The organism is Citrobacter sp. Res13-Sevr-PEB04-36 (assembly GCF_015672735.1).
In the GTDB taxonomy this organism is placed as follows: Bacteria; Pseudomonadota; Gammaproteobacteria; order Enterobacterales; family Enterobacteriaceae; genus Citrobacter.
Genome location: NZ_JADABY010000069.1, coordinates 1 through 24,194, shown reverse-complemented (window position 1 = coordinate 24,194; position 24,194 = coordinate 1). Strand labels below are relative to the sequence as shown.

At 52.2% G+C, this 24,194-nt stretch carries 17 protein-coding genes and 2 pseudogenes; 14 read left to right on the top strand and 5 right to left on the bottom strand.

What is annotated here, in order from left to right:
- The first annotated feature begins 158 nt into the window (after positions 1 to 158).
- The 4 genes from atoD to IMQ48_RS19935 are packed head-to-tail and all read left to right on the top strand — an operon-like array spanning position 159 to position 4,005.
- Complete coding sequence (gene atoD, locus IMQ48_RS19950) at positions 159 to 818, top strand: acetate CoA-transferase subunit alpha (RefSeq protein ID WP_196210367.1); 660 nt, start codon at positions 159 to 161, stop codon at positions 816 to 818.
- Between the two features lie 2 nt (positions 819 to 820).
- Positions 821 to 1,471, top strand: coding sequence for a 3-oxoacid CoA-transferase subunit B (locus tag IMQ48_RS19945; RefSeq protein WP_196210366.1), 651 nt, complete (start codon positions 821 to 823; stop codon positions 1,469 to 1,471).
- On the top strand, positions 1,468 to 2,790 hold the full coding sequence (locus IMQ48_RS19940; RefSeq protein ID WP_196210365.1) for a TIGR00366 family protein: 1,323 nt from the start codon (positions 1,468 to 1,470) through the stop codon (positions 2,788 to 2,790). Before IMQ48_RS19945 ends, IMQ48_RS19940 begins: the two co-directional genes overlap by 4 nt.
- A 30-nt stretch (positions 2,791 to 2,820) precedes the next feature.
- Complete coding sequence (locus tag IMQ48_RS19935; protein ID WP_196210364.1) at positions 2,821 to 4,005, top strand: acetyl-CoA C-acetyltransferase; 1,185 nt, start codon at positions 2,821 to 2,823, stop codon at positions 4,003 to 4,005.
- A 43-nt stretch (positions 4,006 to 4,048) separates the two neighbouring features.
- Here IMQ48_RS19935 and gyrA read toward each other — a convergent pair whose 3' ends face one another.
- Entirely contained in the window at positions 4,049 to 6,685 is a 2,637-nt protein-coding gene (gene gyrA / locus IMQ48_RS19930) for a DNA topoisomerase (ATP-hydrolyzing) subunit A (RefSeq protein WP_196210363.1), read from the bottom strand.
- Between the two features lie 158 nt (positions 6,686 to 6,843).
- Here gyrA and ubiG point away from each other — a divergent pair, with 158 nt between their 5' ends.
- The 4 genes from ubiG to yfaE all read left to right on the top strand — a co-directional run bounded on the left by ubiG (position 6,844) and on the right by yfaE (position 11,724).
- On the top strand, positions 6,844 to 7,572 hold the full coding sequence (gene ubiG, locus IMQ48_RS19925) for a bifunctional 2-polyprenyl-6-hydroxyphenol methylase/3-demethylubiquinol 3-O-methyltransferase UbiG (protein ID WP_196210362.1): 729 nt from the start codon (positions 6,844 to 6,846) through the stop codon (positions 7,570 to 7,572).
- Positions 7,573 to 7,941: 369 nt separating this feature from the next.
- A complete protein-coding gene (nrdA, locus tag IMQ48_RS19920; RefSeq protein ID WP_196210361.1) occupies positions 7,942 to 10,227 on the top strand; it encodes a class 1a ribonucleoside-diphosphate reductase subunit alpha in 2,286 nt (761 codons plus the stop codon).
- A gap of 112 nt (positions 10,228 to 10,339) precedes the next feature.
- Positions 10,340 to 11,470 (top strand): class Ia ribonucleoside-diphosphate reductase subunit beta, encoded by a 1,131-nt coding sequence (nrdB, locus tag IMQ48_RS19915; RefSeq protein ID WP_135911700.1) that lies wholly within the window; start codon positions 10,340 to 10,342, stop codon positions 11,468 to 11,470.
- Positions 11,470 to 11,724 (top strand): ferredoxin-like diferric-tyrosyl radical cofactor maintenance protein YfaE, encoded by a 255-nt coding sequence (yfaE, locus tag IMQ48_RS19910; protein WP_135321220.1) that lies wholly within the window; start codon positions 11,470 to 11,472, stop codon positions 11,722 to 11,724. The genes nrdB and yfaE overlap by 1 nt, the downstream gene beginning before the upstream one ends.
- A gap of 3 nt (positions 11,725 to 11,727) precedes the next feature.
- Here the strand turns inward: yfaE and IMQ48_RS19905 are convergent, their stop codons facing one another.
- A complete protein-coding gene (locus IMQ48_RS19905; protein WP_196210360.1) occupies positions 11,728 to 12,918 on the bottom strand; it encodes an MFS transporter in 1,191 nt (396 codons plus the stop codon).
- Between the two features lie 217 nt (positions 12,919 to 13,135).
- Between IMQ48_RS19905 and IMQ48_RS19900 the strand changes: the two genes are divergently transcribed.
- Positions 13,136 to 14,014 (top strand): LysR family transcriptional regulator, encoded by an 879-nt coding sequence (locus IMQ48_RS19900; RefSeq protein WP_196210359.1) that lies wholly within the window; start codon positions 13,136 to 13,138, stop codon positions 14,012 to 14,014.
- Positions 14,015 to 14,075: 61 nt separating this feature from the next.
- Here IMQ48_RS19900 and glpQ read toward each other — a convergent pair whose 3' ends face one another.
- Together glpQ and glpT are read right to left on the bottom strand one after the other, a co-directional pair.
- On the bottom strand, positions 14,076 to 15,143 hold the full coding sequence (glpQ, locus tag IMQ48_RS19895; RefSeq protein ID WP_196210358.1) for a glycerophosphodiester phosphodiesterase: 1,068 nt from the start codon (positions 15,141 to 15,143) through the stop codon (positions 14,076 to 14,078).
- A 3-nt stretch (positions 15,144 to 15,146) separates the two neighbouring features.
- A complete protein-coding gene (glpT, locus tag IMQ48_RS19890) occupies positions 15,147 to 16,505 on the bottom strand; it encodes a glycerol-3-phosphate transporter (protein WP_181217928.1) in 1,359 nt (452 codons plus the stop codon).
- Positions 16,506 to 16,777: 272 nt separating this feature from the next.
- Between glpT and glpA the strand changes: the two genes are divergently transcribed.
- From glpA to glpC, 3 genes are read left to right on the top strand one after another with little or no spacing between them, the layout of a single operon-like run.
- Positions 16,778 to 18,406 carry an anaerobic glycerol-3-phosphate dehydrogenase subunit A gene (gene glpA, locus IMQ48_RS19885; RefSeq protein ID WP_196210357.1) on the top strand — a complete coding sequence of 543 codons (1,629 nt, stop codon included), beginning with the start codon at positions 16,778 to 16,780 and terminating at the stop codon, positions 18,404 to 18,406.
- Positions 18,396 to 19,655 carry a glycerol-3-phosphate dehydrogenase subunit GlpB gene (glpB, locus tag IMQ48_RS19880; protein WP_196210356.1) on the top strand — a complete coding sequence of 420 codons (1,260 nt, stop codon included), beginning with the start codon at positions 18,396 to 18,398 and terminating at the stop codon, positions 19,653 to 19,655. Before glpA ends, glpB begins: the two co-directional genes overlap by 11 nt.
- Complete coding sequence (glpC, locus tag IMQ48_RS19875; RefSeq protein ID WP_096756399.1) at positions 19,652 to 20,842, top strand: anaerobic glycerol-3-phosphate dehydrogenase subunit GlpC; 1,191 nt, start codon at positions 19,652 to 19,654, stop codon at positions 20,840 to 20,842. The genes glpB and glpC overlap by 4 nt, the downstream gene beginning before the upstream one ends.
- Positions 20,843 to 21,125: 283 nt before the next feature.
- Here glpC and IMQ48_RS19870 read toward each other — a convergent pair whose 3' ends face one another.
- The gene (locus tag IMQ48_RS19870; protein WP_196210355.1) at positions 21,126 to 21,332 is read right to left on the bottom strand and encodes an AlpA family transcriptional regulator; all 207 of its coding nucleotides are present in this window, start codon (positions 21,330 to 21,332) and stop codon (positions 21,126 to 21,128) included.
- Positions 21,333 to 21,500: 168 nt separating this feature from the next.
- On the opposite strand from IMQ48_RS19870, the pseudogene murP reads away from it, so the two are divergent.
- Positions 21,501 to 22,583: pseudogene (murP, locus tag IMQ48_RS19865) on the top strand (PTS N-acetylmuramic acid transporter subunit IIBC); the annotation flags it as partial.
- A 10-nt stretch (positions 22,584 to 22,593) separates the two neighbouring features.
- Positions 22,594 to 23,891, top strand: a pseudogene (pbp4b, locus tag IMQ48_RS19860) (penicillin binding protein PBP4B).
- Positions 23,892 to 24,194 lie beyond the last annotated feature (303 nt).

Genomic DNA, 24,194 nt, shown 5'->3' with positions numbered 1-24,194 from the left:
ACTCTGCATAGTCCTCTCTCGACCCTCACATAAAACATTTCAAAATAAATAATTAAATTCAATACGTTAAAGTTTAAACCCTCCATTTAGACATCCTGGCATTCCGCTTGCAATTCCCTGAACGTACCCAAAATGGAGTATGCAAAAAGGGAAACATAATGAAAACAAAACTGATTACCTTACAAGACGCTGCAGGCCTCTTTCGTGACGGCATGACCATCATGGTCGGTGGTTTTATGGGGGTTGGTACCCCACCCCGTTTGGTTGAAGCTTTACTAGAGTCTGGCGTCAGAGACCTGACACTTATCGCCAACGATACCGCATTTGTCGATACCGGCATCGGGCCGCTGATCGTCAATGGTCGGGTGAGCAAAGTGATCGCCTCACACATTGGCACCAACCCTGAAACAGGCCGGCGCATGATTGCCGGTGAGATGGACGTACAACTGGTACCGCAAGGCACACTCATTGAGCAAATCCGCTGCGGCGGCGCCGGGCTTGGCGGCTTTCTGACACCTACCGGTGTCGGCACCATCGTTGAAGACGGCAAGCAGACCATGATGCTTGATGGTAAAACCTGGCTGCTTGAACGCCCATTGCGTGCGGATCTGGCGCTTATTCGCGCGCACCGCGCAGATATGCTTGGCAACCTCACCTATCAACTCAGCGCCCGTAACTTTAACCCGCTGATTGCCCTCGCCGCTGACATCACGCTGGTGGAGCCGGATGAAATGGTCGAAACAGGTGAACTTCTCCCTGACCAGATTGTTACCCCCGGCGCCGTTATCGACCATATCGTCATTCCACAGGAGAGCTAATCATGGATGCTAAACAACGTATTGCGCGCCGTGTGGCGCAAGAGCTTCGCGACGGCGACGTGGTGAACTTAGGCATCGGCCTACCGACGATGGTTGCCAACTACCTGCCCGCAGATATTCATATCACCCTGCAGTCCGAGAATGGTTTCCTTGGGTTGGGGCCCGTCACCACTGCCCATCCCGATCTGGTGAACGCTGGCGGACAGCCATGCGGTATTTTGCCGGGTGCCGCCATGTTTGATAGCGCCATGTCGTTCGCATTAATTCGCGGCGGTCATGTGGATGCTTGTGTCCTCGGTGGGCTACAGGTCGATGAACAGGCCAACCTCGCCAACTGGGTAGTTCCCGGCAAGATGGTGCCCGGCATGGGTGGCGCGATGGATCTGGTCACCGGCGCACGTAAAGTGATTATCGCCATGGAGCATTGCGCAAAAGATGGCGCGGCAAAAATTCTCCGCCACTGCACCATGCCGCTGACGGCCCAGCATGCGGTACATATGCTGGTCACCGAACTTGCCGTTTTCCGCTTTATCGACGGCAAGATGTGGCTGACGGAAATTGCTGAAGGATGCGATATCGCCACCCTACGTGGAAAAACCGAAGCACAATTCGATGTTGCTGCCGATCTGGTTATCCAGCGGGGTGACGCATGATTGGTCGTATCGCTCGCTTTATGACGCGCGTGGTCAGCCGCTGGCTACCCGACCCGCTGATTTTTGCCATGCTGCTAACGTTGCTGACTTTCGGTATCGCACTATGGCTAACGCCGCAAACGCCGGTCAGCATGGTGCGATTCTGGGGTGACGGTTTCTGGAACCTGCTGGCATTTGGTATGCAAATGGCGCTGATCATCGTGACGGGTCATGCGTTAGCCAGTTCCGGGCCGGTGAAAAGCCTGCTGCGTACGGCGGCATCCGCCGCCAAAACTCCCGCTCAGGGCGTAATGCTGGTCACTTTTTTTGGTTCGGTAGCCTGTGTTATTAACTGGGGATTTGGTCTGGTGGTCGGGGCGATGTTCGCCCGCGAAGTCGCTCGTCGGGTACCGGGTTCCGATTATCCGTTGCTGATTGCCTGCGCCTACATCGGCTTTCTGACCTGGGGCGGCGGCTTCTCCGGCTCAATGCCTTTGCTGGCAGCAACGCCCGGCAACCCGGTTGAGCACGTAGCAGGACTAATTCCTGTCGCGGATACCCTCTTCACCGGCTTCAATATCTTCATCACCGTGGCGCTGATTGTCGTCATGCCGTTCATCACTCGCATGATGACGCCAAAACCTTCAGATGTGGTGAGCATCGATCCGAAACTGTTGCTGGAAGAAGTGGATTTTCAGAAGAAACTGCCGCCAGACGCGCCGCCATCGGAAAAACTGGAAGAGAGCCGCATTCTGGCGCTGATCATCGGTGCATTAGGCATTGCCTATCTGGGCATCTACTTTGCCGAGAAAGGTTTCAACATCACCATTAATACCGTCAACCTGATGTTTATGATTGCCGGTTTGCTGCTGCACAAAACGCCGATGGCCTATATGCGCGCCGTCAGCGCTGCCGCACGTAGCACCGCCGGGATTCTGGTGCAATTCCCCTTCTACGCCGGTATTCAGTTGATGATGGAGCACTCCGGTCTCGGTGGGCTCATTACCGAGTTTTTCATTAACGTTGCCAACAAAGATACCTTCCCACTGATGACCTTCTTCAGCTCAGCACTGATTAACTTTGCCGTGCCGTCGGGCGGCGGGCACTGGGTTATTCAGGGTCCGTTCGTCATGCCTGCTGCGCAGGCTCTCGGTGCTGATCTTGGCAAATCAGTCATGGCCATCGCCTACGGCGAGCAGTGGATGAACATGGCGCAACCGTTTTGGGCGTTACCAGCACTGGCCATCGCCGGGTTGGGGGTTCGCGACATTATGGGCTACTGCATCACCGCCTTGATCTTCTCCGGCGTCATTTTTGTCATTGGATTGACCTTGTTCTGACGGCAATCACTTACATGAAGGAACAGAAAAATGAAAAATTGTGTCATCGTCAGCGCGGCACGCACCGCAATCGGTAGCTTCAATGGCGCACTGGCCACCACCGGTGCCGTCGAGCTTGGAGCAACCATCATTAGAGCCGCACTTGAGCGCGCCCACCTTGACCCGCAACAGGTCGACGAGGTGATCATGGGTAACGTGCTGCAGGCAGGTCTCGGGCAGAATCCGGCACGCCAGGCGCTGTTAAAAAGCGGCCTCTCAGATACTGTTTGTGGCTTTACCATTAATAAAGTCTGCGGCTCTGGCCTTAAAAGCGTGGCACTTGCTGCGCAGGCGATTCAGGCTGGGCAGGCTCAGGCAATTGTCGCCGGCGGCATGGAAAACATGAGCCAGGCACCGTACTTGTTGGACGCCAAAGCCCGCTGGGGGTATCGCCTTGGAGACGGACAGTTGTCCGATGTCATCCTGCGCGATGGTCTGATCTGTGCCGAGCACGGCTACCATATGGGGATCACTGCTGAAAATGTCGCCCGCGAATACGGTATTAGCCGCGAGATGCAGGATGAACTGGCACTGATGTCGCAGCATAAAGCGGTATCAGCAATTGAATCGGGCGCATTTCAGGCGGAAATCGTCCCTGTGAGCGTAGTATCGCGGAAAAAAACAATTGTCTTTGATCGTGATGAATTCCCTAAAGCTGACACCAGCGCAGAAGGTCTGGCTGCATTGCGTCCCGCTTTCGACAAAACAGGAAGCGTCACCGCCGGTAATGCTTCGGGGATCAACGACGGTGCTGCAGCACTGGTTATCATGGAAGAATCAGCGGCGATGGCCGCCGGACTGAAACCACTGGCACGTATCAAGGCCTATGCCAGCAGTGGCGTTGCACCCGCGATGATGGGCATGGGGCCGGTTCCGGCGACGCAAAAAGCGCTGCGACTGAGCGGGCTTCAATTGTCTGATATCGACCTGATTGAGGCCAATGAGGCGTTTGCCGCACAGTTTCTGGCAGTGGGGAAAACACTGGGCTTTGATACGCAAAAGGTGAATGTCAACGGTGGAGCAATTGCGCTTGGGCACCCTATCGGCGCCAGCGGGGCGCGTATTCTGGTCACGCTACTACACGCCCTACAGGCGCGGGATAAAACCCTCGGACTGGCTACACTGTGCATCGGCGGCGGTCAGGGGATTGCAATGATTGTAGAAAGGATGAACTAAAAAAAAGGGCCGGATTTCTCCGGCCCTTCTCATTACGACTTAATTACTCTTCTGCGTCATCCGCCGCATCGTCATCGCTTTCTGCTTCAGGCGCGATATCATCGTCCCCTTCCGCAACACTTCCGTCGATGGAATCCAGTTCTTCGTCATCAACCGGTTCAGCTACACGTTGCAGACCCACCACGTTTTCATCTTCCGCCGTGCGGATGAGGATCACGCCCTGGGTGTTACGCCCAACCACGCTGATTTCCGACACGCGAGTACGCACCAACGTACCAGCATCGGTGATCATCATGATCTGGTCGCTATCGGTCACCTGCACCGCGCCAACAACGGAACCGTTGCGTTCGGTGACTTTGATGGAGATAACGCCCTGCGTCGCACGCGACTTGGTCGGATACTCTTCCGCTGCAGTACGCTTACCATAACCGTTTTGCGTCACGGTCAGGATAGCGCCTTCGCCACGTGGAATAATCAGAGAAACGACTTTGTCTTCGCCCGCCAGTTTGATACCACGTACGCCGGTCGCAGTACGACCCATCGCACGAACGGCGTCTTCTTTGAAGCGCACCACTTTACCCGCGGCAGAGAACAGCATCGCTTCGTCAGACCCGGAGGTCAGATCCACGCCAATCAGCTCGTCGCCTTCATTCAGGTTAACCGCAATAATACCGGCTGAACGTGGACGGCTGAACTCGGTCAGCGCCGTTTTCTTCACGGTACCGCTAGCGGTTGCCATAAAGACGTTCACGCCCTCTTCGTACTCGCGTACCGGCAGAATCGCGGTGATACGTTCGTTGGCTTCCAGCGGCAGCAGGTTGACGATTGGACGTCCACGCGCACCACGGCTCGCTTCCGGCAGCTGATAGACCTTCATCCAGTACAGACGACCACGGCTGGAGAAGCAGAGGATGGTGTCGTGAGTGTTGGCCACCAGCAGGCGGTCGATGAAGTCTTCTTCTTTGATACGTGCTGCTGATTTACCCTTACCGCCACGACGCTGTGCTTCGTAATCGGTTAACGGCTGATATTTAACGTAACCCTGGTGAGACAGGGTCACGACAACATCTTCCTGGGTAATCAGATCTTCGATATTGATGTCAGCGCTGTTAGCGGTGATTTCGGTGCGACGTTCATCACCGAACTGCTCACGAACCAGCTCCATCTCTTCACGGATCACTTCCATCAGACGATCGGCGCTGCCCAGAATGTGCAGCAGTTCAGCGATCTGCTCCAGCAGCTCTTTGTATTCGTCGAGCAGTTTTTCATGCTCAAGGCCGGTCAGTTTCTGCAAACGCAGATCCAGAATCGCCTGTGCCTGCTGTTCAGTCAGGTAGTACTGACCGTCACGCACGCCAAACTCAGCTTCCAGCCATTCAGGACGCGCAGCGTCATCACCGGCACGTTCCAGCATCGCAGAAACGTTACCCAGTTCCCACGAACGCGCAACCAGTCCGGCTTTTGCTTCAGCCGGGGTCGGCGCACGACGGATCAGTTCAATGATCGGGTCGATGTTGGCCAGTGCAATCGCCAGCGCTTCAAGAATGTGGGCACGGTCGCGGGCTTTACGCAGTTCAAAGATAGTACGGCGGGTAACCACTTCACGACGGTGACGCACAAACGCAGCGATAATGTCTTTCAGGTTCATGATCTTCGGCTGACCATGGTGCAGCGCAACCATGTTAATACCGAAGGAGACCTGCAGCTGGGTCTGGGAGTAAAGGTTGTTGAGAACCACTTCCCCGACCGCGTCACGTTTCACTTCAATCACGATGCGCATACCGTCTTTATCAGACTCGTCACGCAGCGCGCTGATGCCTTCCACGCGTTTGTCTTTTACCAGCTCGGCAATTTTCTCGATCAGGCGCGCTTTGTTCACCTGATACGGAATTTCGTGCACGATAATGGTTTCACGACCGGTTTTCGCGTCAGCTTCGACTTCCGCGCGGGCGCGAATGTACACTTTGCCGCGACCAGTACGGTAGGCTTCTTCAATACCGCGACGACCGTTGATGATCGCGGCGGTCGGGAAGTCCGGGCCTGGGATGTGTTCCATCAGCCCTTCAATGCTGATGTCTTCATCATCAATGTAGGCCAGACAGCCGTTAATCACTTCCGTCAGGTTATGCGGCGGAATGTTGGTCGCCATACCTACCGCGATACCGGACGAACCGTTCACCAGCAGGTTAGGAATTTTGGTCGGCATGACGTCCGGAATGCGTTCGGTGCCGTCGTAGTTATCGACGAAATCAACCGTTTCTTTTTCCAGGTCAGCCATCAGCTCGTGGGCGATTTTCGACATACGGATTTCCGTATAACGCATCGCTGCGGCGGAGTCGCCATCGACAGAACCAAAGTTACCCTGACCATCCACCAGCATGTAACGCAAGGAGAATGGCTGCGCCATACGAACAATGGTGTCGTAAACGGCGGTATCACCATGAGGGTGGTATTTACCGATTACGTCACCAACGACACGGGCAGATTTTTTATAGGCTTTATTCCAGTCGTTGCCCAATACGTTCATGGCGTAAAGTACGCGACGGTGAACCGGCTTCAGGCCATCTCGGACGTCCGGCAGCGCACGGCCAACAATGACCGACATCGCATAATCCAGATAGGAGCTCTTCAGCTCTTCCTCAATGTTGACCGGTGTAATTTCTCTCGCAAGGTCGCTCATCTAACCGCTATCCCTCTACTGTATCCCGGATTCAAAGGTCGCAAATTATAACACATCCGTGCAGATTCAGGTAAATGGATTCCCCCAGAGAGAGGCTTTATTCATCCCGTCAGGCTGATATACTCATTTGCATTGCTAATTAAGGAGTAGAAGCCCCAATGAATGCCGAAAAACCTCCGGTAACTCACAACGTTGACCATGAAGAAATTGCCAAATTTGAAGCAGTCGCGTCGCGCTGGTGGGATCTTGAGGGTGAATTTAAGCCTCTGCACCGCATTAACCCGCTGCGTCTGGGCTATATCACCGAACGGTCAGGCGGTCTGTTTGGTAAAAAAGTGCTCGACGTCGGTTGCGGCGGCGGTATTCTGGCTGAGAGCATGGCACGCGAAGGCGCGACGGTCACTGGCCTGGATATGGGCTTTGAACCGCTTCAGGTGGCAAAACTTCATGCGCTGGAAAGCGGAATTCAGGTGGAATACGTGCAAGAAACCGTGGAACAACACGCCGAAAAACATGCACACCAGTACGACGTAGTGACCTGCATGGAGATGCTGGAACACGTGCCTGATCCGCAGTCGGTGGTCAGAGCCTGCGCCCAACTGGTGAAGCCTGGCGGCGAGGTATTTTTCTCCACGCTCAACCGCAACGGCAAGTCATGGCTGATGGCGGTGGTTGGCGCGGAGTACATTCTGCGCATGGTACCGAAGGGCACGCATGATGTGAAAAAATTCATTAAACCGGCGGAGTTGTTACAGTGGGTTGATCAGACGGTGTTAAAAGAGCGCCACATGACCGGCCTGCACTACAACCCGATCACCAACACCTTTAAGCTGGGTCCAGGCGTGGACGTGAACTATATGGTGCACACCACCGCGAAAGCCGAGTAACTTACCTGTACGCCTGATGACGTTTTCGCTTATCAGGCGTACAAACTCTGTGCCAGATCATATAACGTAATCGCTCTTCGATGAAGAAATCAGCACTCGATCAAATTTTCTATTTTTTTTCTCAATTATTGACATCCTCGCCAGGCCTTATAAGACGCGCACTTAGCGATTATTACCCTTTTGCAACCTCAATTTAACGCCAAAATCAACTCTTGTACTGAAAAGAATCCCTACTAGAATACTCACCATATAGCGTCTATCTTATCAAACAACCCCTACATATAGTATTTATCCACAGACTTAGTCACAACATGGCACTGTGGATAATATGGGGGATATTTTTTCTTTCACAGACAGGTAAAAAACCACATGAATCAGAGTCTGCTGGTGACAAAGCGTGATGGTAGTACAGAGCGCATCAATCTCGACAAAATCCACCGAGTTCTGGATTGGGCGGCAGAAGGACTGAATAACGTATCGATTTCTCAGGTCGAGTTGCGCTCCCACATTCAGTTTTATGACGGTATTAAGACCTCTGATATCCACGAAACGATTATCAAAGCGGCCGCCGACCTCATCTCCCGCGAGGCACCGGATTATCAATATCTGGCTGCTCGCCTGGCGATTTTCCACTTGCGCAAAAAAGCCTACGGCGAGTTCGAGCCACCAGCGCTGTTCGACCATGTTGTAAAAATGGTTGAGATGGGCAAATACGACAATCATCTGCTGGAAGACTACACGGAAGAAGAGTTCAAGCAGATGGACTCGTTCATCGTGCACGACCGCGATATGACCTTCTCCTATGCTGCCGTGAAGCAGTTAGAAGGCAAATATCTGGTACAAAACCGCGTCACCGGTGAGATTTACGAAAGCGCCCAGTTCCTCTACATTCTGGTGGCTGCTTGCCTGTTCTCGAACTACCCGCGTGCAACTCGTCTGGAATACGTTAAGCGTTTCTACGACGCCGTTTCGACGTTCAAAATTTCGCTGCCAACGCCGATTATGTCTGGCGTGCGTACCCCAACCCGTCAGTTCAGCTCCTGCGTCCTGATCGAGTGCGGCGACAGCCTGGATTCCATCAACGCCACCTCCAGCGCCATCGTGAAATACGTTTCCCAGCGCGCCGGTATCGGCATTAACGCCGGTCGCATTCGTGCGCTGGGTAGCCCGATTCGTGGCGGTGAAGCGTTCCATACCGGCTGTATCCCGTTCTACAAGCACTTCCAGACTGCGGTGAAATCCTGTTCTCAGGGCGGCGTGCGCGGCGGTGCGGCCACACTGTTCTACCCGATGTGGCATCTGGAAGTCGAAAGCCTGCTGGTACTGAAAAACAACCGTGGTGTCGAGGGTAACCGCGTTCGTCACATGGACTACGGCGTGCAGATCAACAAGCTGATGTACACCCGCCTGCTGAAAGGCGGCGACATCACCCTGTTCAGCCCGTCCGACGTTCCAGGCCTGTACGACGCGTTCTTCGCCGATCAAGACGAATTCGAGCGTCTGTATACCCAATACGAAAACGATGACAGCATTCGTAAACAGCGCGTAAAAGCCGTTGAGCTGTTCTCGCTGATGATGCAGGAACGCGCCTCTACCGGTCGTATCTACATCCAGAACGTTGACCACTGCAACACCCACAGCCCGTTTGATCCGGCTATCGCACCGGTGCGTCAGTCCAACCTGTGTCTGGAAATCGCGCTGCCGACCAAACCGCTGACCGACGTTAACGACGAAAACGGTGAAATTGCCCTGTGTACGCTGTCTGCCTTTAACCTCGGGGCTATCAACAGCCTCGACGAACTGGAAGAGCTGGCCGTGCTGGCGGTACGTGCACTGGATGCGCTGCTGGATTACCAGGATTACCCAATCCCGGCCGCCAAACGTGGCGCTATGGGTCGCCGTACGCTGGGTATTGGCGTGATCAACTACGCTTACTGGCTGGCGAAAAACGGTAAACGTTACTCTGATGGCAGCGCCAATAACCTGACCCACAAAACCTTTGAAGCCATTCAGTACTACCTGCTGAAAGCCTCGAATGAGCTGGCTAAAGAGCAAGGCGCGTGCCCGTGGTTTAACGAAACCACCTATGCCAAAGGTATTCTGCCAATCGATACCTACAAGAAAGATCTGGATGCCATCGTCAACGAACCGCTGCACCACGACTGGGAAGCATTACGTGAATCGATCAAGACTCACGGTCTGCGTAACTCCACGCTCTCTGCCCTGATGCCGTCTGAGACCTCTTCGCAGATCTCCAACGCCACCAACGGCATTGAGCCGCCGCGCGGTCACGTGAGTATCAAAGCATCGAAAGATGGCATCCTGCGTCAGGTAGTGCCGGATTACGTACACCTGAAAAATGCCTATGAACTGCTGTGGGAAATGCCCAATAACGACGGCTACCTGCAACTGGTTGGCGTAATGCAGAAGTTTATCGATCAGTCGATTTCAGCCAATACCAATTACGATCCGTCCCGTTTCCCGTCAGGGAAAGTGCCGATGCAGCAGTTGCTGAAAGACCTGCTCACCGCCTACAAATTCGGTGTCAAAACGCTGTATTATCAGAACACCCGTGACGGTGCTGAAGATACTCAGGATGATATGGTGCCGTCCATCCAGGACGATGGCTGCGAAAGCGGCGCATGTAAGATCTGATGAATAATGCCGGGTGGCGCTATGCTTACCCGGCCTACGATTGCACGGTTTGTAGGCCGGGTAAGGTGCTTGCACCGCCATCCGGCGCTCATCCCACAAAGGATTCACATCAATGGCATACACCACTTTTTCACAGACGAAAAATGACCAGCTTCTGGAACCGATGTTTTTCGGCCAGCCGGTGAACGTCGCGCGCTATGATCAGCAAAAATATGACATTTTCGAAAAACTGATCGAAAAGCAACTCTCTTTCTTCTGGCGTCCGGAAGAGGTCGATGTTTCTCGCGACCGCATTGACTTTCAGGCACTACCAGAACATGAAAAACACATTTTTATCAGCAACCTGAAGTATCAGACCCTGCTGGACTCCATCCAGGGACGCAGCCCAAACGTGGCGCTGTTACCGCTGATCTCGATCCCTGAGCTGGAAACCTGGGTAGAAACGTGGGCCTTCTCCGAAACCATTCACTCCCGCTCTTACACTCATATCATTCGTAACATCGTTAACGATCCGGCTGTGGTGTTTGACGATATCGTCACCAATGAGCAGATCCAAAAACGCGCAGAAGGCATTTCCAGTTACTACGATGAGTTAATCGAGATGACCAGCTACTGGCATCTGCTGGGTGAAGGTTCGCACACGGTCAATGGCAAGACGGTTGTCGTGAGCCTGCGCGAGCTGAAGAAGAAACTGTATCTGTGCCTGATGAGCGTTAACGCGCTGGAAGCGATCCGCTTCTACGTCAGCTTCGCCTGCTCTTTCGCTTTTGCCGAGCGCGAACTGATGGAAGGCAACGCGAAAATCATTCGCCTGATCGCCCGTGACGAAGCCCTGCACCTGACCGGTACCCAGCATATGCTGAACCTGTTGCGCAGCGGCGTAGACGATCCGGAAATGGCAGAGATTGCTGAGGAGTGTAAACAGGATTGCTACGACCTGTTTGTACAGGCCGCTGTGCAGGAAAAAGAGTGGGCAGATTACCTGTTCCGCGACGGTTCGATGATTGGCCTGAACAAAGACATTCTGTGCCAGTACGTCGAGTACATCACCAATATTCGTATGCAGGCCGTAGGGCTTGACCTGCCCTTCCAGACGCGTTCAAACCCTATCCCGTGGATCAACACCTGGCTGGTGTCCGATAACGTACAGGTTGCACCGCAGGAAGTGGAAGTCAGCTCTTATCTGGTCGGGCAAATTGACGCCGAAGTCGATACCGACGATCTGAGTAATTTCCAGCTCTGATGGGTCGCGTGACTCTGCGCATCTCTGGCACGCAACTGCTGTGCCAGGATGAACATCCTTCCCTATTGGCCGCACTCGAATCGCACAATGTTGAGGTCGAGTATCAATGTCGTGAAGGCTACTGCGGCTCCTGTCGCACCCGCCTGGTAGCGGGTCAGGTTGACTGGATTGCAGAGCCTTTGGCCTTTATTCAGCCGGGTGAGATATTGCCCTGCTGCTGCCGGGCAAAGGGTGATATTGAGATTGAGATGTAACGCCTAGTGGACTTCATGCGCGGAGACCAGTACCACGTCTCCGCGTTTTTTCATCTGCATGATGTACAGCGCCCCCGCCAGTACTACCAGCACGGCACCGACCAGATAAATCGCCCGATACCCCACGCCCTCGACCATCATCCCCATGATAAACGCCCCAATCGCCATTCCCGCATCCATCGCATTGAAAAACAAAGAATTAGCAATGCCAATTTTATGCGGTTCAACCGAGCTAATAATTTGCGTCTGGAACACTGGCGTTACCGAGCCGTAACCAATGCCAATTAATCCTCCGGCAATAATCATCATCATGCTACCGTGCGTATAACCCAGCGCCACCAGCCCTACGGTAAAGGCGACCAGACATGGGTAAACCACGTATTTTGGCCCTTTTTTATCACAAACATTGCCGGTAAATGTTCGGCAGACCATCAGGCAGACGGCGTAACAAAGCAGGAAGTTACTGGCGGCAGCCATCAAATCCAGTTCACGCGCATACAGCGCCAGGAAGGCAGATACCCCGGCGTAGGAAAAGGTCATGAAGAAGGTCACCATGGCAAAAGGCAAGGCGGCACGGTCAAACATGGCGGCAAATCCCAGCTTAGGCTGCGAGCCATCGGCATGACGAATCACCGGCGGCACGGCAACAATCAATGACAGCACAATGCCCACCGCCGCTACCGCCGTACAAAGCCAGAACGCGGAAGTAAAGGCCTCCCAGCGCGCCATGTTCAGCCCAACCCACGGTCCAATGACCATCGCCAGGCCCATGGCTAAAGAGAAAAAGCTGATGCCCTCCCCACGTCGGGAGGCCGGTATCAGCCGCGCGGAAATCGTCCCTTTTACCGTGGTAATAACGCCAAACGTCATACCATGAAGCACCCGAATAAACAGCAGTGATTCAATTGAATGGCAAACAGGATACAGCGCGGTGACCACCAAAAAGGCCAGAGAAGAGAGCACCAGAATCGTTTTATTCGAATATTTCCCCACCCATTGTCCGGCAAACGGACGCACGACAATGGCGGCCCCCAAAAAGAAAGTGACTAATAAACCCGCCTTGTCAGGGGTCGCATGCAGACGATCCGAAATATAAATCGGCAGCAGCGTCAACAGGACGTAAAAAACAAAAAAAATAATAAAGCTAACGATCGTGATGGCCCAAAAATCTTTCGTCCACAGTTTTTCTTTCATACTCGGTAACCTGCCCTGGCGGCGCACGCAGGCAACGCTCAGATCAACTGAACAACGGACAGGTGCGTCAAAATGTGATTAACACCCGTCATACTTCACGTTGCCTGTGTGGTAGCTACGCAAATTATTTTAGGCATTTAAGGTAGAAAACCAGTATAAACAGACTTACTTTATTAGAGAAATTAATCATTTTAATCACATTAATTAGAGATAACTAATGACACTAACCCAGATCCACGCCCTGCTGGCCGTGCTCGAATATGGTGGTTTTACCGAAGCCAGCAAGCGGCTATACACCACCCAGTCCGCCGTCAGTCAGGCTATCTCGGCGCTGGAAGAAGAGTTGGGGGTTGATATATTGATCCGCGAACGACGCAAAGATATTCAGCTCACCCCCGTAGGCGCCCGCCTGGTGCCGCATTTGCGGACCATCATTGGGCAAACGAATGCCGTGAAAGAGATCTCCGAACAAGAGAAACAAAACCCCGCCAGAACGTTGCACATCGGCTGTTTTCCCAGCGCCTGCGCCTGCATTTTGCCCGGCATCATCCGCTACTTCGAACAACATCATCCGAACATCAAAATCATTCCCTATGAGGAGAACAGCAGCGCCATTATTGATTCACTGCAGAGCAGGAACATTGATGCTGGTTTTGTTCACTTTCCGGTCAGTGGTATGTACTGCGTGCCGGTTTATCGGGACAAATTCACCGTCGTTGTCCCCGAGGCTCACCCGCTGGCGGCCAAAGCCACAATCTCAGTAGAAGAACTGGTGGGAGAACCGCTGATTATCAGTAAAGGGCGTTATGAATTAAGCATCATGGCGTTATTTAAAGAACAAGGTATTGAGCCGATCATTAAGTACGAGTTCAACCACCCGGATACGGCAATCAGTTTTATTCGCCAGGGGCTGGGGATCGCATTGTTACCGGAGCTCACATTGAAAGCGGTTGGTGGGCAAATACGTTCGGTGGCGCTGGAGCCAACGTTTTATCGGCAAATATCATTACTGGCAAAAGAGCCGCCGGTAGACGGCAGCCCTTTATATTTACTGCAGGCATGTATGGAAACACTGACCGCAGACGGTCTGATCTAACCGTTCGGGAATCCGCCGCTGAAAAGGCCTGCAATAGAATGCTATCGCAGGCCAGATAGCGTTACTGCTTATGCAGGAACATCACCGCTTTGTCGGGGAAGTCGGTGAACAACCCGTCAACGCCCGCCTTGTTATACAAGATGTCATACAGCTGATTCACATCCGTCGTATAGTCCGGCAGCTGATCGGCCCGCACGGTATACGGATGCACCGTCATCTTGTTCTGATGCGCGTCCTTCACCATCCCGGTCAACACGATGTTGCCTTTCTTCGACTTCTCATCGACCAGCATATGATAGTCCGGACCGATTCCGTCCGCGTACTCAGCAACCTGCTTCATCGCGCCTGGCTTGAACATCCAGTCGTAGTTGTAATTCACCCAACTACCGTCCGGCTTTTTCTCCTGGGTTTCATTCCAGTCGGTATAGGCAATCAGCTGCACCAGGTTGAGATCCATCCCCATTTTGGGTTCCAGCTCATTCTTGATGCGCTTAAGTTCCGCTACATCAAAACTTTGCAGATAGACTTTATCCTGTTTGTCGCTGTAGCCGTACTTTTTCAGCACTTCCAGCGTCTTCGCAGCAATGTCCTTCCCTTCCTGGTGATGGAACCACGGCGCTTTAATTTCCGGATAGATACCGATGTTCTTACCGGTGGAATGATTTAACCCCTGAACGAACTCGATCTCCTCTTCGAACGTATGCACGCGGAAATCAGATTTACCCATCGGGAAGCGCCCTGGGTACGTCTGCACCTGTTTGCCATTTTCGATATCGAAACCTTCGGTAAACTTCAGTGATTTGATCTCATCCAGCGTAAAATCAATGGCATAGTAGCGACCATCTTTACGCGCGCGATCCGGGAAACGCTCGGCGACATCAGTGACGCGATCCAGATAGTGGTCATGCAGAACGACCAGATGGTCGTCCTTGGTCATCACCAGATCCTGCTCCAGATAGTCCGCGCCCTGCGCATAGGCCATCGCTTTTGCCGGCAGCGTATGCTCCGGTAAATAGCCGCTGGCCCCACGGTGAGCAATCACAATCTTATCTGCGGCGATGGCTGCGCTGCTGACCACCATACCGGTCAGCATCAACGCGACGCTGAGACTTTTCAATGTGGTTTTCATCTATTATCCCCCGTTGCGCTTCAGTTCCATCTCTGCGTGATGGCGCTTTTCACCAAACATGACGACTACCAGCAGAATAACCGCCAGCACGCTGCCGCCAATCATCACCATAAAGCCGCCGTCCCAGCCGAAGAAGTCAACGGTGTAACCGACAATGGCGCTCGCCGCCACGGAGCCGCCTAGGTAACCAAACAACCCGGTAAAGCCTGCCGCCGTACCCGCCGCTTTTTTCGGTGCCAGTTCCAGCGCGTGCAGACCAATCAGCATGACCGGACCGTAGATCAGGAAGCCGATGATAATCATACATGCCATATCAACGTTCGGATTGCCCGCCGGGTTCATCCAGTAAACGATCGTTGCAATGGTCACCAGCGTCATAAAGAACACGCCGGTTGCGCCACGGTTGCCACGGAAGACTTTATCCGACATCCAGCCACACAGCAGGGTGCCCGGGATACCCGCATACTCATACAGGAAGTAGGCCCAGGAGGATTTATCCAGTGCGAAATGTTTCACTTCTTTCAGGTAGGTCGGCGACCAGTCGAGGATGCCGTAACGCAGTAAATAGACAAACACGTTAGCAATCGCGATGTACCACAGCAGTTTGTTGGGCAGCACGTACTGCATGAAGATCTGCTTCGCAGTCAGCTCTTCTTCGGCTTTTTCGCTGTAATCATCCGGATAGTCGTTCTTATACTCTTCAATTGGCGGCAAGCCACAGGATTGCGGGGTATCGCGCATCAGGGCAAAAGCAATCAGGGCGACAACAATCGCACCGAATGCCGGCATGTACAATGCCGCTTTCCAGTCGTTAAACCAGGCCATACCCAGCAGGAACAGCAGCGGAGGCAGACCGCCACCGACGTTATGCGCGCAGTTCCACACGGAAACAATACCGCCACGCTCTTTCTGCGACCACCAGTGCACCATGGTACGACCACACGGTGGCCACCCCATGCCCTGAAACCACCCGCAAAGGAACAGCAGCACAAACATCACCGCGATACTGGACGTCGCCCACGGCACAAAGCCCATGAACAACATCACCGCTGCAGCCAGAATCAGACCAGCAGGCAGGAAAACGCGCGGATTCGAGCGGTCCGAAATGGACCCCATGATGAATTTCGAAAAACCATAGGCAATGGAAATACCGGATAACGCAAAACCCAGATCGCCACGGGAGAAACCCTGCTCAACCAGATACGGCATCGCCAGGGCAAAGTTCTTACGTACCAGATAGTACGCGGCATAACCAAAAAATATCCCCAAGAAAATCTGCCAGCGCAATCGACGATAGGTGGGATCGATTTCCGCTGCAGGTAAACGCGTCGTATGTGACGCAGGTTTAAAAATGCTCAACATAATATGTAGCCTCCGTGGCCGTCTTTCATTCGAAGGAAACACTGTAGTACGTCATCACGACGCTACCGCCCCCAGTGTGGCCGCGATGTTAAGGAAAGACCCCGCACAATAATGTGAAACACAGCACATATTGTTACAGATTTATGACAAATGTTCATAAAGGCGCACGAAATCACGTTTCATTTTCGAATAATGAGCGATTATGCGCGAAATCAAACAATCCATGTTTTTTATGTGGCTAAATGATAAAAAACGAACTGTGAGGGAAAACAATGAAAACTCGCGACTCGCAAACAAGTGACGTGATTATCATTGGTGGAGGAGCAACAGGTGCCGGGATCGCACGCGACTGTGCCCTGCGCGGGTTGCGCGTCATTCTGGTGGAACGCCACGATATTGCCACCGGTGCGACAGGGCGTAACCACGGCCTGCTGCACAGCGGTGCACGCTATGCCGTCACCGACGCTGAATCTGCACGTGAATGTATTAGCGAAAACCAAATTTTGAAACGTATCGCCCGCCACTGCGTTGAGCCAACGGACGGTCTGTTTATCACACTGCCGGAAGATGAACTCTCCTTCCAGGCCACCTTTATACGCGCCTGTGAAGACGCGGGCATTCGCGCAGAAGCGATCGACCCTAAGCAGGCTCGTATTATCGAACCAGCGGTAAACCCGCAGTTGATTGGCGCAGTAAAAGTACCAGACGGTACCGTAGACCCCTTCCGTTTAACCGCCGCCAACATGCTGGATGCCAGAGAGCATGGCGCCGTCATCCTGACTGCCCATGAAGTAACCGGACTGATACGTGAAGGTGCAACCATCTGCGGCGTAAATGTGCGCAATCATCTCACGGGTGAGATGCAGTCCCTGCATGCACCGGTGGTGGTGAACGCCGCCGGGATCTGGGGCCAGCGAATTGCAGAATATGCCGATCTGAGCATCCGCATGTTCCCGGCAAAAGGCTCACTGCTGATCATGGATCATCGCATTAACCAGCATGTCATCAACCGCTGTCGTAAGCCGTCTGATGCCGATATTCTGGTGCCTGGCGACACCATCTCGCTGATCGGCACCACCTCACAGCATATCGATTACGACGATATCGACAGCAACCGCGTCACCGCTGAAGAGGTGGATATTCTGCTGCGCGAAGGGGAGAAACTGGCGCCGATTATGGCAAAAACGCGTATTTTGCGCGCTTACTCCGGCGTGCGCCCGCTGGTCGCCAGCGACGATGACCCAAGCGGTCGTAACGTCAGCCGCGGCATTGTTTTATTCGATCACGCTGAACGAGACGGTCTGGATGGATTTATCACCATCACCGGCGGCAAACTGATGACCTACCGCCTGATGGCGGAATGGGCCACCGATGCGGTTTGCCGTAAGCTGGGCAATACTCAACCTTGCACAACGGCAGACACCGCACTGCCAGGTTCGCAGGAATCTACCGAGCATACGCTTAAACGCGTGATCTCGTTGCCCGCCCCGCTACGCGGCTCGGCGGTCTACCGTCACGGCGATCGCACCCCAGCGTGGTTGAGCGAAGGTCGTCAACACCGCAGCCTGGTCTGTGAGTGCGAAGCAGTTACCGCAGGCGAAGTGCAATACGCCGTCGAGAATTTAACCGTCAACAGCCTGCTGGATTTGCGTCGCCGTACCCGTGTTGGAATGGGCACCTGTCAGGGCGAGCTGTGTGCCTGCCGCGCTGCAGGTTTGCTGCAACGTTTTAATGTTACCACCGCCGCGCAGTCCATCACCCAGCTCTCAGAGTTTCTCAACGAGCGCTGGAAAGGCGTGCAGCCTATCGCCTGGGGAGATGCGCTGCGCGAAAGCGAATTCACGCGCTGGGTGTATCAGGGGTTATGCGGTCTGGAAAAGGAGCACCAGGATGAAATTTGATACCGTCATTATCGGCGGCGGCCTTTCCGGGCTGCTGTGCGGTCTGCAACTGCAAAAAAGCGGGCTGCGCTGCACAATTGTCACTCGCGGCCAAAGCGCCCTGCACTTTTCCTCCGGCTCACTGGATTTGCTCAGTTGCTTACCAGATGGCCAACCAGTGACGGATATAGAAGCAGGCCTGAATGCGTTGCGTACTCAGGCGCCCGCGCATCCGTATAGCATCATTGGAACGCAGAACGTCCTGGCGCTGGCCCAGCAGGCGCAAACCCTGTTGAAAGAATCCGGAGCCCAGTTGCAGGGCGAGGTACATCAGATACATCAACGCGTGACACCGCTGGGCACCTTGCGCTCAACCTGGCTCAGCTCGCCGGAAGTTCCTGTCTGGCCGCTGTCTGCGCAACGTATCTGCGTAGTGGGCATCAGTGGGTTACTGGATTTTCAGGCGCACCTCGCCGCCGCCTCGCTGAGCCAGCGTAACCTCAGCGTCGACACCGCAGAAATCGAGCTGCCGGAACTGGATGTTCTGCGTGATAACCCCACCGAGTTTCGCGCGGTTAACATCGCCCGTCTGCTGGATAACGAAGATAAATGGTCATTGCTTTACGACGCACTGTTGCCGATAGCAAAAACCTGCGACATGATAATTATGCCAGCCTGCTTCGGCCTCGCCGATTCCCGACTCTGGCAGTGGCTCAACGAACGTCTGCCTTGTTCGCTGATGCTACTACCGACCTTACCGCCTTCCGTTCTGGGCATGCGCCTGCACAATCAATTACAGCGCCAGTTTGTGCGTCAGGGCGGCGTGTGGATGCCGGGCGACGAAGTGAAAAAAATCACCTGCAAGGATGGCGTGGTGAGTGAAGTGTGGACCCGCAATCATGCTGATATTCCACTGCGTCCACGCTTTGCCGTGCTCGCCAGCGGCAGTTTCTTCAGCAGCGGACTGGTGGCAACGCGCGAGGCCATCCACGAACCGATCCTTGGTGTGGATGTCCAGCAAACAGAGACCCGCGCGCAGTGGTATCAGCGCGACGTTTTCGACCCACAGCCGTGGCAACAATTTGGCGTGACCACCGACGCAGCGCTGCGTCCGTCTTTGGCGGGAAAAACAGTAGAGAATCTGTTTGCCATCGGATCGGTGCTTGGCGGTTTTGACCCTATAGCCCAGGGTTGCGGAGGCGGCGTGTGCGCAGTAAGCGCCTTACATGCCGCACATCATATTGCGAAACGTGCAGGAGGCCAGCAATGAGCGACACACGTTTTGAAAGTTGTATCAAATGCACGGTGTGCACCACCGCCTGCCCGGTCAGTCGCGTCAACCCGAGCTATCCTGGGCCGAAACAGGCCGGGCCAGACGGGGAACGTCTACGCCTGAAAGACGGCGCGTTATACGACGACGCGCTGAAATACTGCATCAACTGTAAGCGCTGCGAAGTGGCCTGTCCGTCAGATGTAAAAATTGGTGATATCATCCAGCGCGCGCGCGCCAAATATGACACCACGCGCCCCTCGCTGCGTAACTTTGTCTTAAGCCATACCGATTTGATGGGCAGCGTTTCCACACCGTTCGCGCCAATCGTCAATACCGCCACCTCGCTGAAGCCCGTGCGTCAGCTGCTGGATTACGCGTTGAAGATCGATCATCGTCGCACGCTGCCGAAGTACTCCTTTGGTACCTTCCGCCGCTGGTATCGCAGCGTTGCCGCGCAGCAGGCGCAGTATCAGGATCAGGTTGCCTTTTTTCACGGCTGCTTTGTGAACTATAACCATCCGCAGCTTGGCAAAGACCTGATTAAAGTGCTGAATGCGATGGGGACCGGTGTACAGTTGCTGAGTAAAGAGAAGTGCTGCGGTGTACCGCTGATCGCCAACGGTTTTACCGATAAAGCGCGTAAGCAGGCGGTCAGCAACGTGGCCTCGCTCAGAGAAGCCATTGACGGAAAAGGCATTCCAGTGTTAGCCACTTCATCAACATGCACCTTTGCGCTACGAGATGAATATCCCGAAGTGTTGGATGTCGACAACACGGGCCTGCGTGAACATATTGAGCTGGCCACCCGTTGGCTGTGGCGCAAACTGGACGGCGGGCAAACGCTGCCGCTAAAAACACTGCCGCTGAAGGTGGTCTATCACACCCCCTGCCATATGGAGAAAATGGGCTGGACGCTCTACACGCTGGAGCTGCTGCGTCAAATTCCAGGTCTGGAACTGACGGTGCTGGACTCGCAGTGCTGCGGTATCGCCGGGACCTACGGCTTTAAAAAGGAAAACTATCCCACTTCGCAATCCATTGGAGCCCCACTGTTCCGCCAAATTGAGGAAAGCGGGGCCGATATTGTCGTCACCGACTGCGAAACCTGCAAATGGCAGATTGAGATGTCCACCAGCAAGCGCTGTGAACACCCAATAACCCTGCTGGCTCAGGCGTTAGGATAACTAACCAAGCCTACATCCCAATTGTAGGCTGATAAGCGAAACGCCATCTGGCAAGATATCTGCCGGATGGCCGCGTAAAACGCCTTATCCGGCCTACAAGAATAGTTATAAATTACGAAAAATTTGTTTATTTTTATATTGTTAGACAATAAATTTTAATTCAATATTTTTGAATGGGTGTTCTAATGGGTGATGTTAGAGTAACCTCACACATGCATTCTGGTAACTGCATATTCATTCATTAGTCATTTGCAGAAAGAAGTTTAGCAAAAAAAAACCGCCATCAGACGGGTTTTTGTTTAGTTAATTCTTCTATCTGGCCCGTTTCAACATAACGTTGATACTCGTCTTCTCGCCAGCCAAGAAACGTACCCGTTGATGTTTTTTTAGGCAACGGAAACGCCCTTTTTTTGCAAAGTCGCCAGAGGGTAGAATATGATTTTCCCGTCAGGCGGCACATCTCACGAACGCCGATGAAGCGGGTTGGCATAAATTACCCCTTAAAAAATCATCCAGAATAGATTCAATACTACGACCGCCACCCCGTTCGAGTTGAGCGCGTAATTTAAGATTATCAGCAAGAAGATGCCTGATAGCGACATTAGAGGACGCATAAGCTAAAAAAATCTTCTGAAGAAATCGAGATGAAAAGCAAACAGCAAACTTCGCAACCATCTTTACTCCCCTCATACCTGGTTTTATTGCAGCGGGTTTAATGCTCGGTATCGCTACATTAATCGGAACGCTAACACATGTAGCACCGGATGCAAAAGGAGTATTGCCTGATACGTTAAATTTTCTTAAAATCTTCAGTAAAGGTTTATTCACTTTCCTGCCAATTCTTGTGGGATATAACGCACAAAAAGCATTTGGGGGAACGGGTGTTAATGGCGCAATTATCGCAGCATTATTTATCCTGGGTTATAACCCTGCTGCTACTGCCGGGTATTTTTCCGGGTTACAGGACTTTTTTGGCCATATAATTGATCCGCGAGGAAATATAATCGGTATTCTGTTAGCGTCTTATGCAGGTGCTAAAATTGAACGATTCTTTAGAAACTATATTCCTGATGAACTCGATATGATTTTAACGTCGATGCTGACGTTAATTGTGACCGCCATTGTGACGTTCATTGTAATCATGCCTGTTGGTGTCTGGTTATTCCAGGGAATGTCATGGCTGTTTATGCACTTAAACAGTAACCCACTCGGTTGCGCGGTACTGGCGGGTGTATTCCTGATCGCTGTAGTACTTGGTGTTCACCAGGGCTTTATTCCTGTTTATCTGGCTCTGATGGATATACAAGGGTTTAACAGCCTGTTTCCGATTCTTTCAATGGCGGGGGCCGGACAGGTTGGTGCTGCGCTGGCTCTGTACTGGAAAGCAGATAAAACCTCAAGTCTGCGGTCGCAGATTAAAGGGGCGATCATTCCTGGTTTGTTAGGTGTGGGCGAACCATTGATCTACGGTGTTACGTTACCCCGAATGAAGCCCTTCATTACGGCATGTATCGGTGGTGCTATTGGAGGCCTGTTTATTGGTACTATTGCATGGTTTGGTCTGCCTGTCGGTCTTAACAGCGCCTTTGGCCCGTCAGGGCTTGTGGCATTACCGCTCATGACGTCTAACAGTGGGATTCTTCCGGCGATTGCCGTTTATGGTGGCGGTGTTCTGATCTCCTACATCGCAGGGTTTATCATCACGGCATTGTTTGGCTGTAAAAACGTAGATCTGGATTGAGGGAATAATCATGAAACTTAATATTATTGTGACGGCCTTACTTGCTTTTTCAGTTTCAGCTTTTGCTATTGATTATCCGGTATTGACCAGCACAAGCCCGGAAAAAGTAGGTTTTGATATTAAAAAACTTAACAAGCTGGATAGCTGGATTCAGAATAAAATTGATGCCGGGTACTCCGGAATCAATATTCTAGTTATTAAAGATAATCATATTGTTCTTCAGAAAGCCTGGGGTTATGCGAAGAAATATGAAGGTTCAACCCCGTTAGCTGATCCCATCAAAGCAACAACAAATACTATGTATGATCTCGCTTCAAACACAAAAATGTATGCAACAAATTTTGCACTACAAAAACTCGTGTATGAAGGAAAAATTAGCGTAAATGATTTGGTTTCAAAATATATTCCGGGATTTAGCGATTTACCGTAGATAAAATTAAAGGTAAGGATACACTCCGTATCACTGATATTCTCCACCATGTAGCGGGGTTCCCTGCTGATCCACAATATCCAAACCAGAAAGTCGCGGGTGATTTATTTTCACAGGATAAAGACACCACACTGGAAATGATAAAGAAAACTCCGCTTGAGTATCAGCCGGGTACAAAGCATATCTACAGTGACGTTGATTATATGATTCTCGACTTCATAATCGAATCTGTAACGGCTACGCCACTGGACCGCTACGTTGAAAATAATATTTATAAACCACTTGGATTAAAGCACACAGTGTTTAATCCGCTTGTTAAAGGTTTTACTCAGCAACAAATTGCCGCAACGGAACTCAATGGCAATACTCGTGACGGTGTGATCAACTTTCCTAACATTCGTACCAGTACGATATGGGGCCAGGTGCATGATGAAAAAGCCTGGTACTCAATGGGCGGTGTATCAGGCCACGCTGGATTGTTCTCTGATACAAGCGATATGGCGGTGCTGATGCAAGTTATGCTTAACGGGGGCGGCTATGGCAACGTTAAGCTGTTCGATAAGGCAACCGTCAGGGAGTTTACTCGCAGTTCGTCAGAAGACGCTACGTTTGGCCTGGGATGGCGTGTAAACGGCAACGCATCGATGACGCCAACGTTTGGTGTATTAGCCAGTTCAGAAACATATGGTCATACAGGCTGGACCGGAACGCTGACCTCTAACGACCCGGTTAATCATATGGCTATTGTGATTTTAGGTAACAGGCCACATTCGCCAGTTGCTGATCCTAAAGTGAATCCAAACGTTTTTGTGAGTGGGTTATTACCTGCTGCTACATATGGCTGGATTGTTGATCAGATATATGGCGCATTGAAATAAAATTAAAGAAGGGACTCCCAAAAGGAGTCCCTTCTTTATACGATACACCCACTAATAATTAAAAATATGACACTGGTTAAACTAGTTATCCACATTAATGCTTCAATTTTAAACCCTATAGTTAATTTTGTAGGCAATTTTTTTAAAAAACGCTTTCAGGAGTTATTCTTTTGTTGTCGCATTCTGTAGATGAAATTATTTTCCAAAAAGGTAATATTACTCTGATGTAAGAGAGAAAAAATACAGATTGATTTAAGTAATCCTCTATAACTCTAAGTGGTATTTTATTTTTCAATATAAATA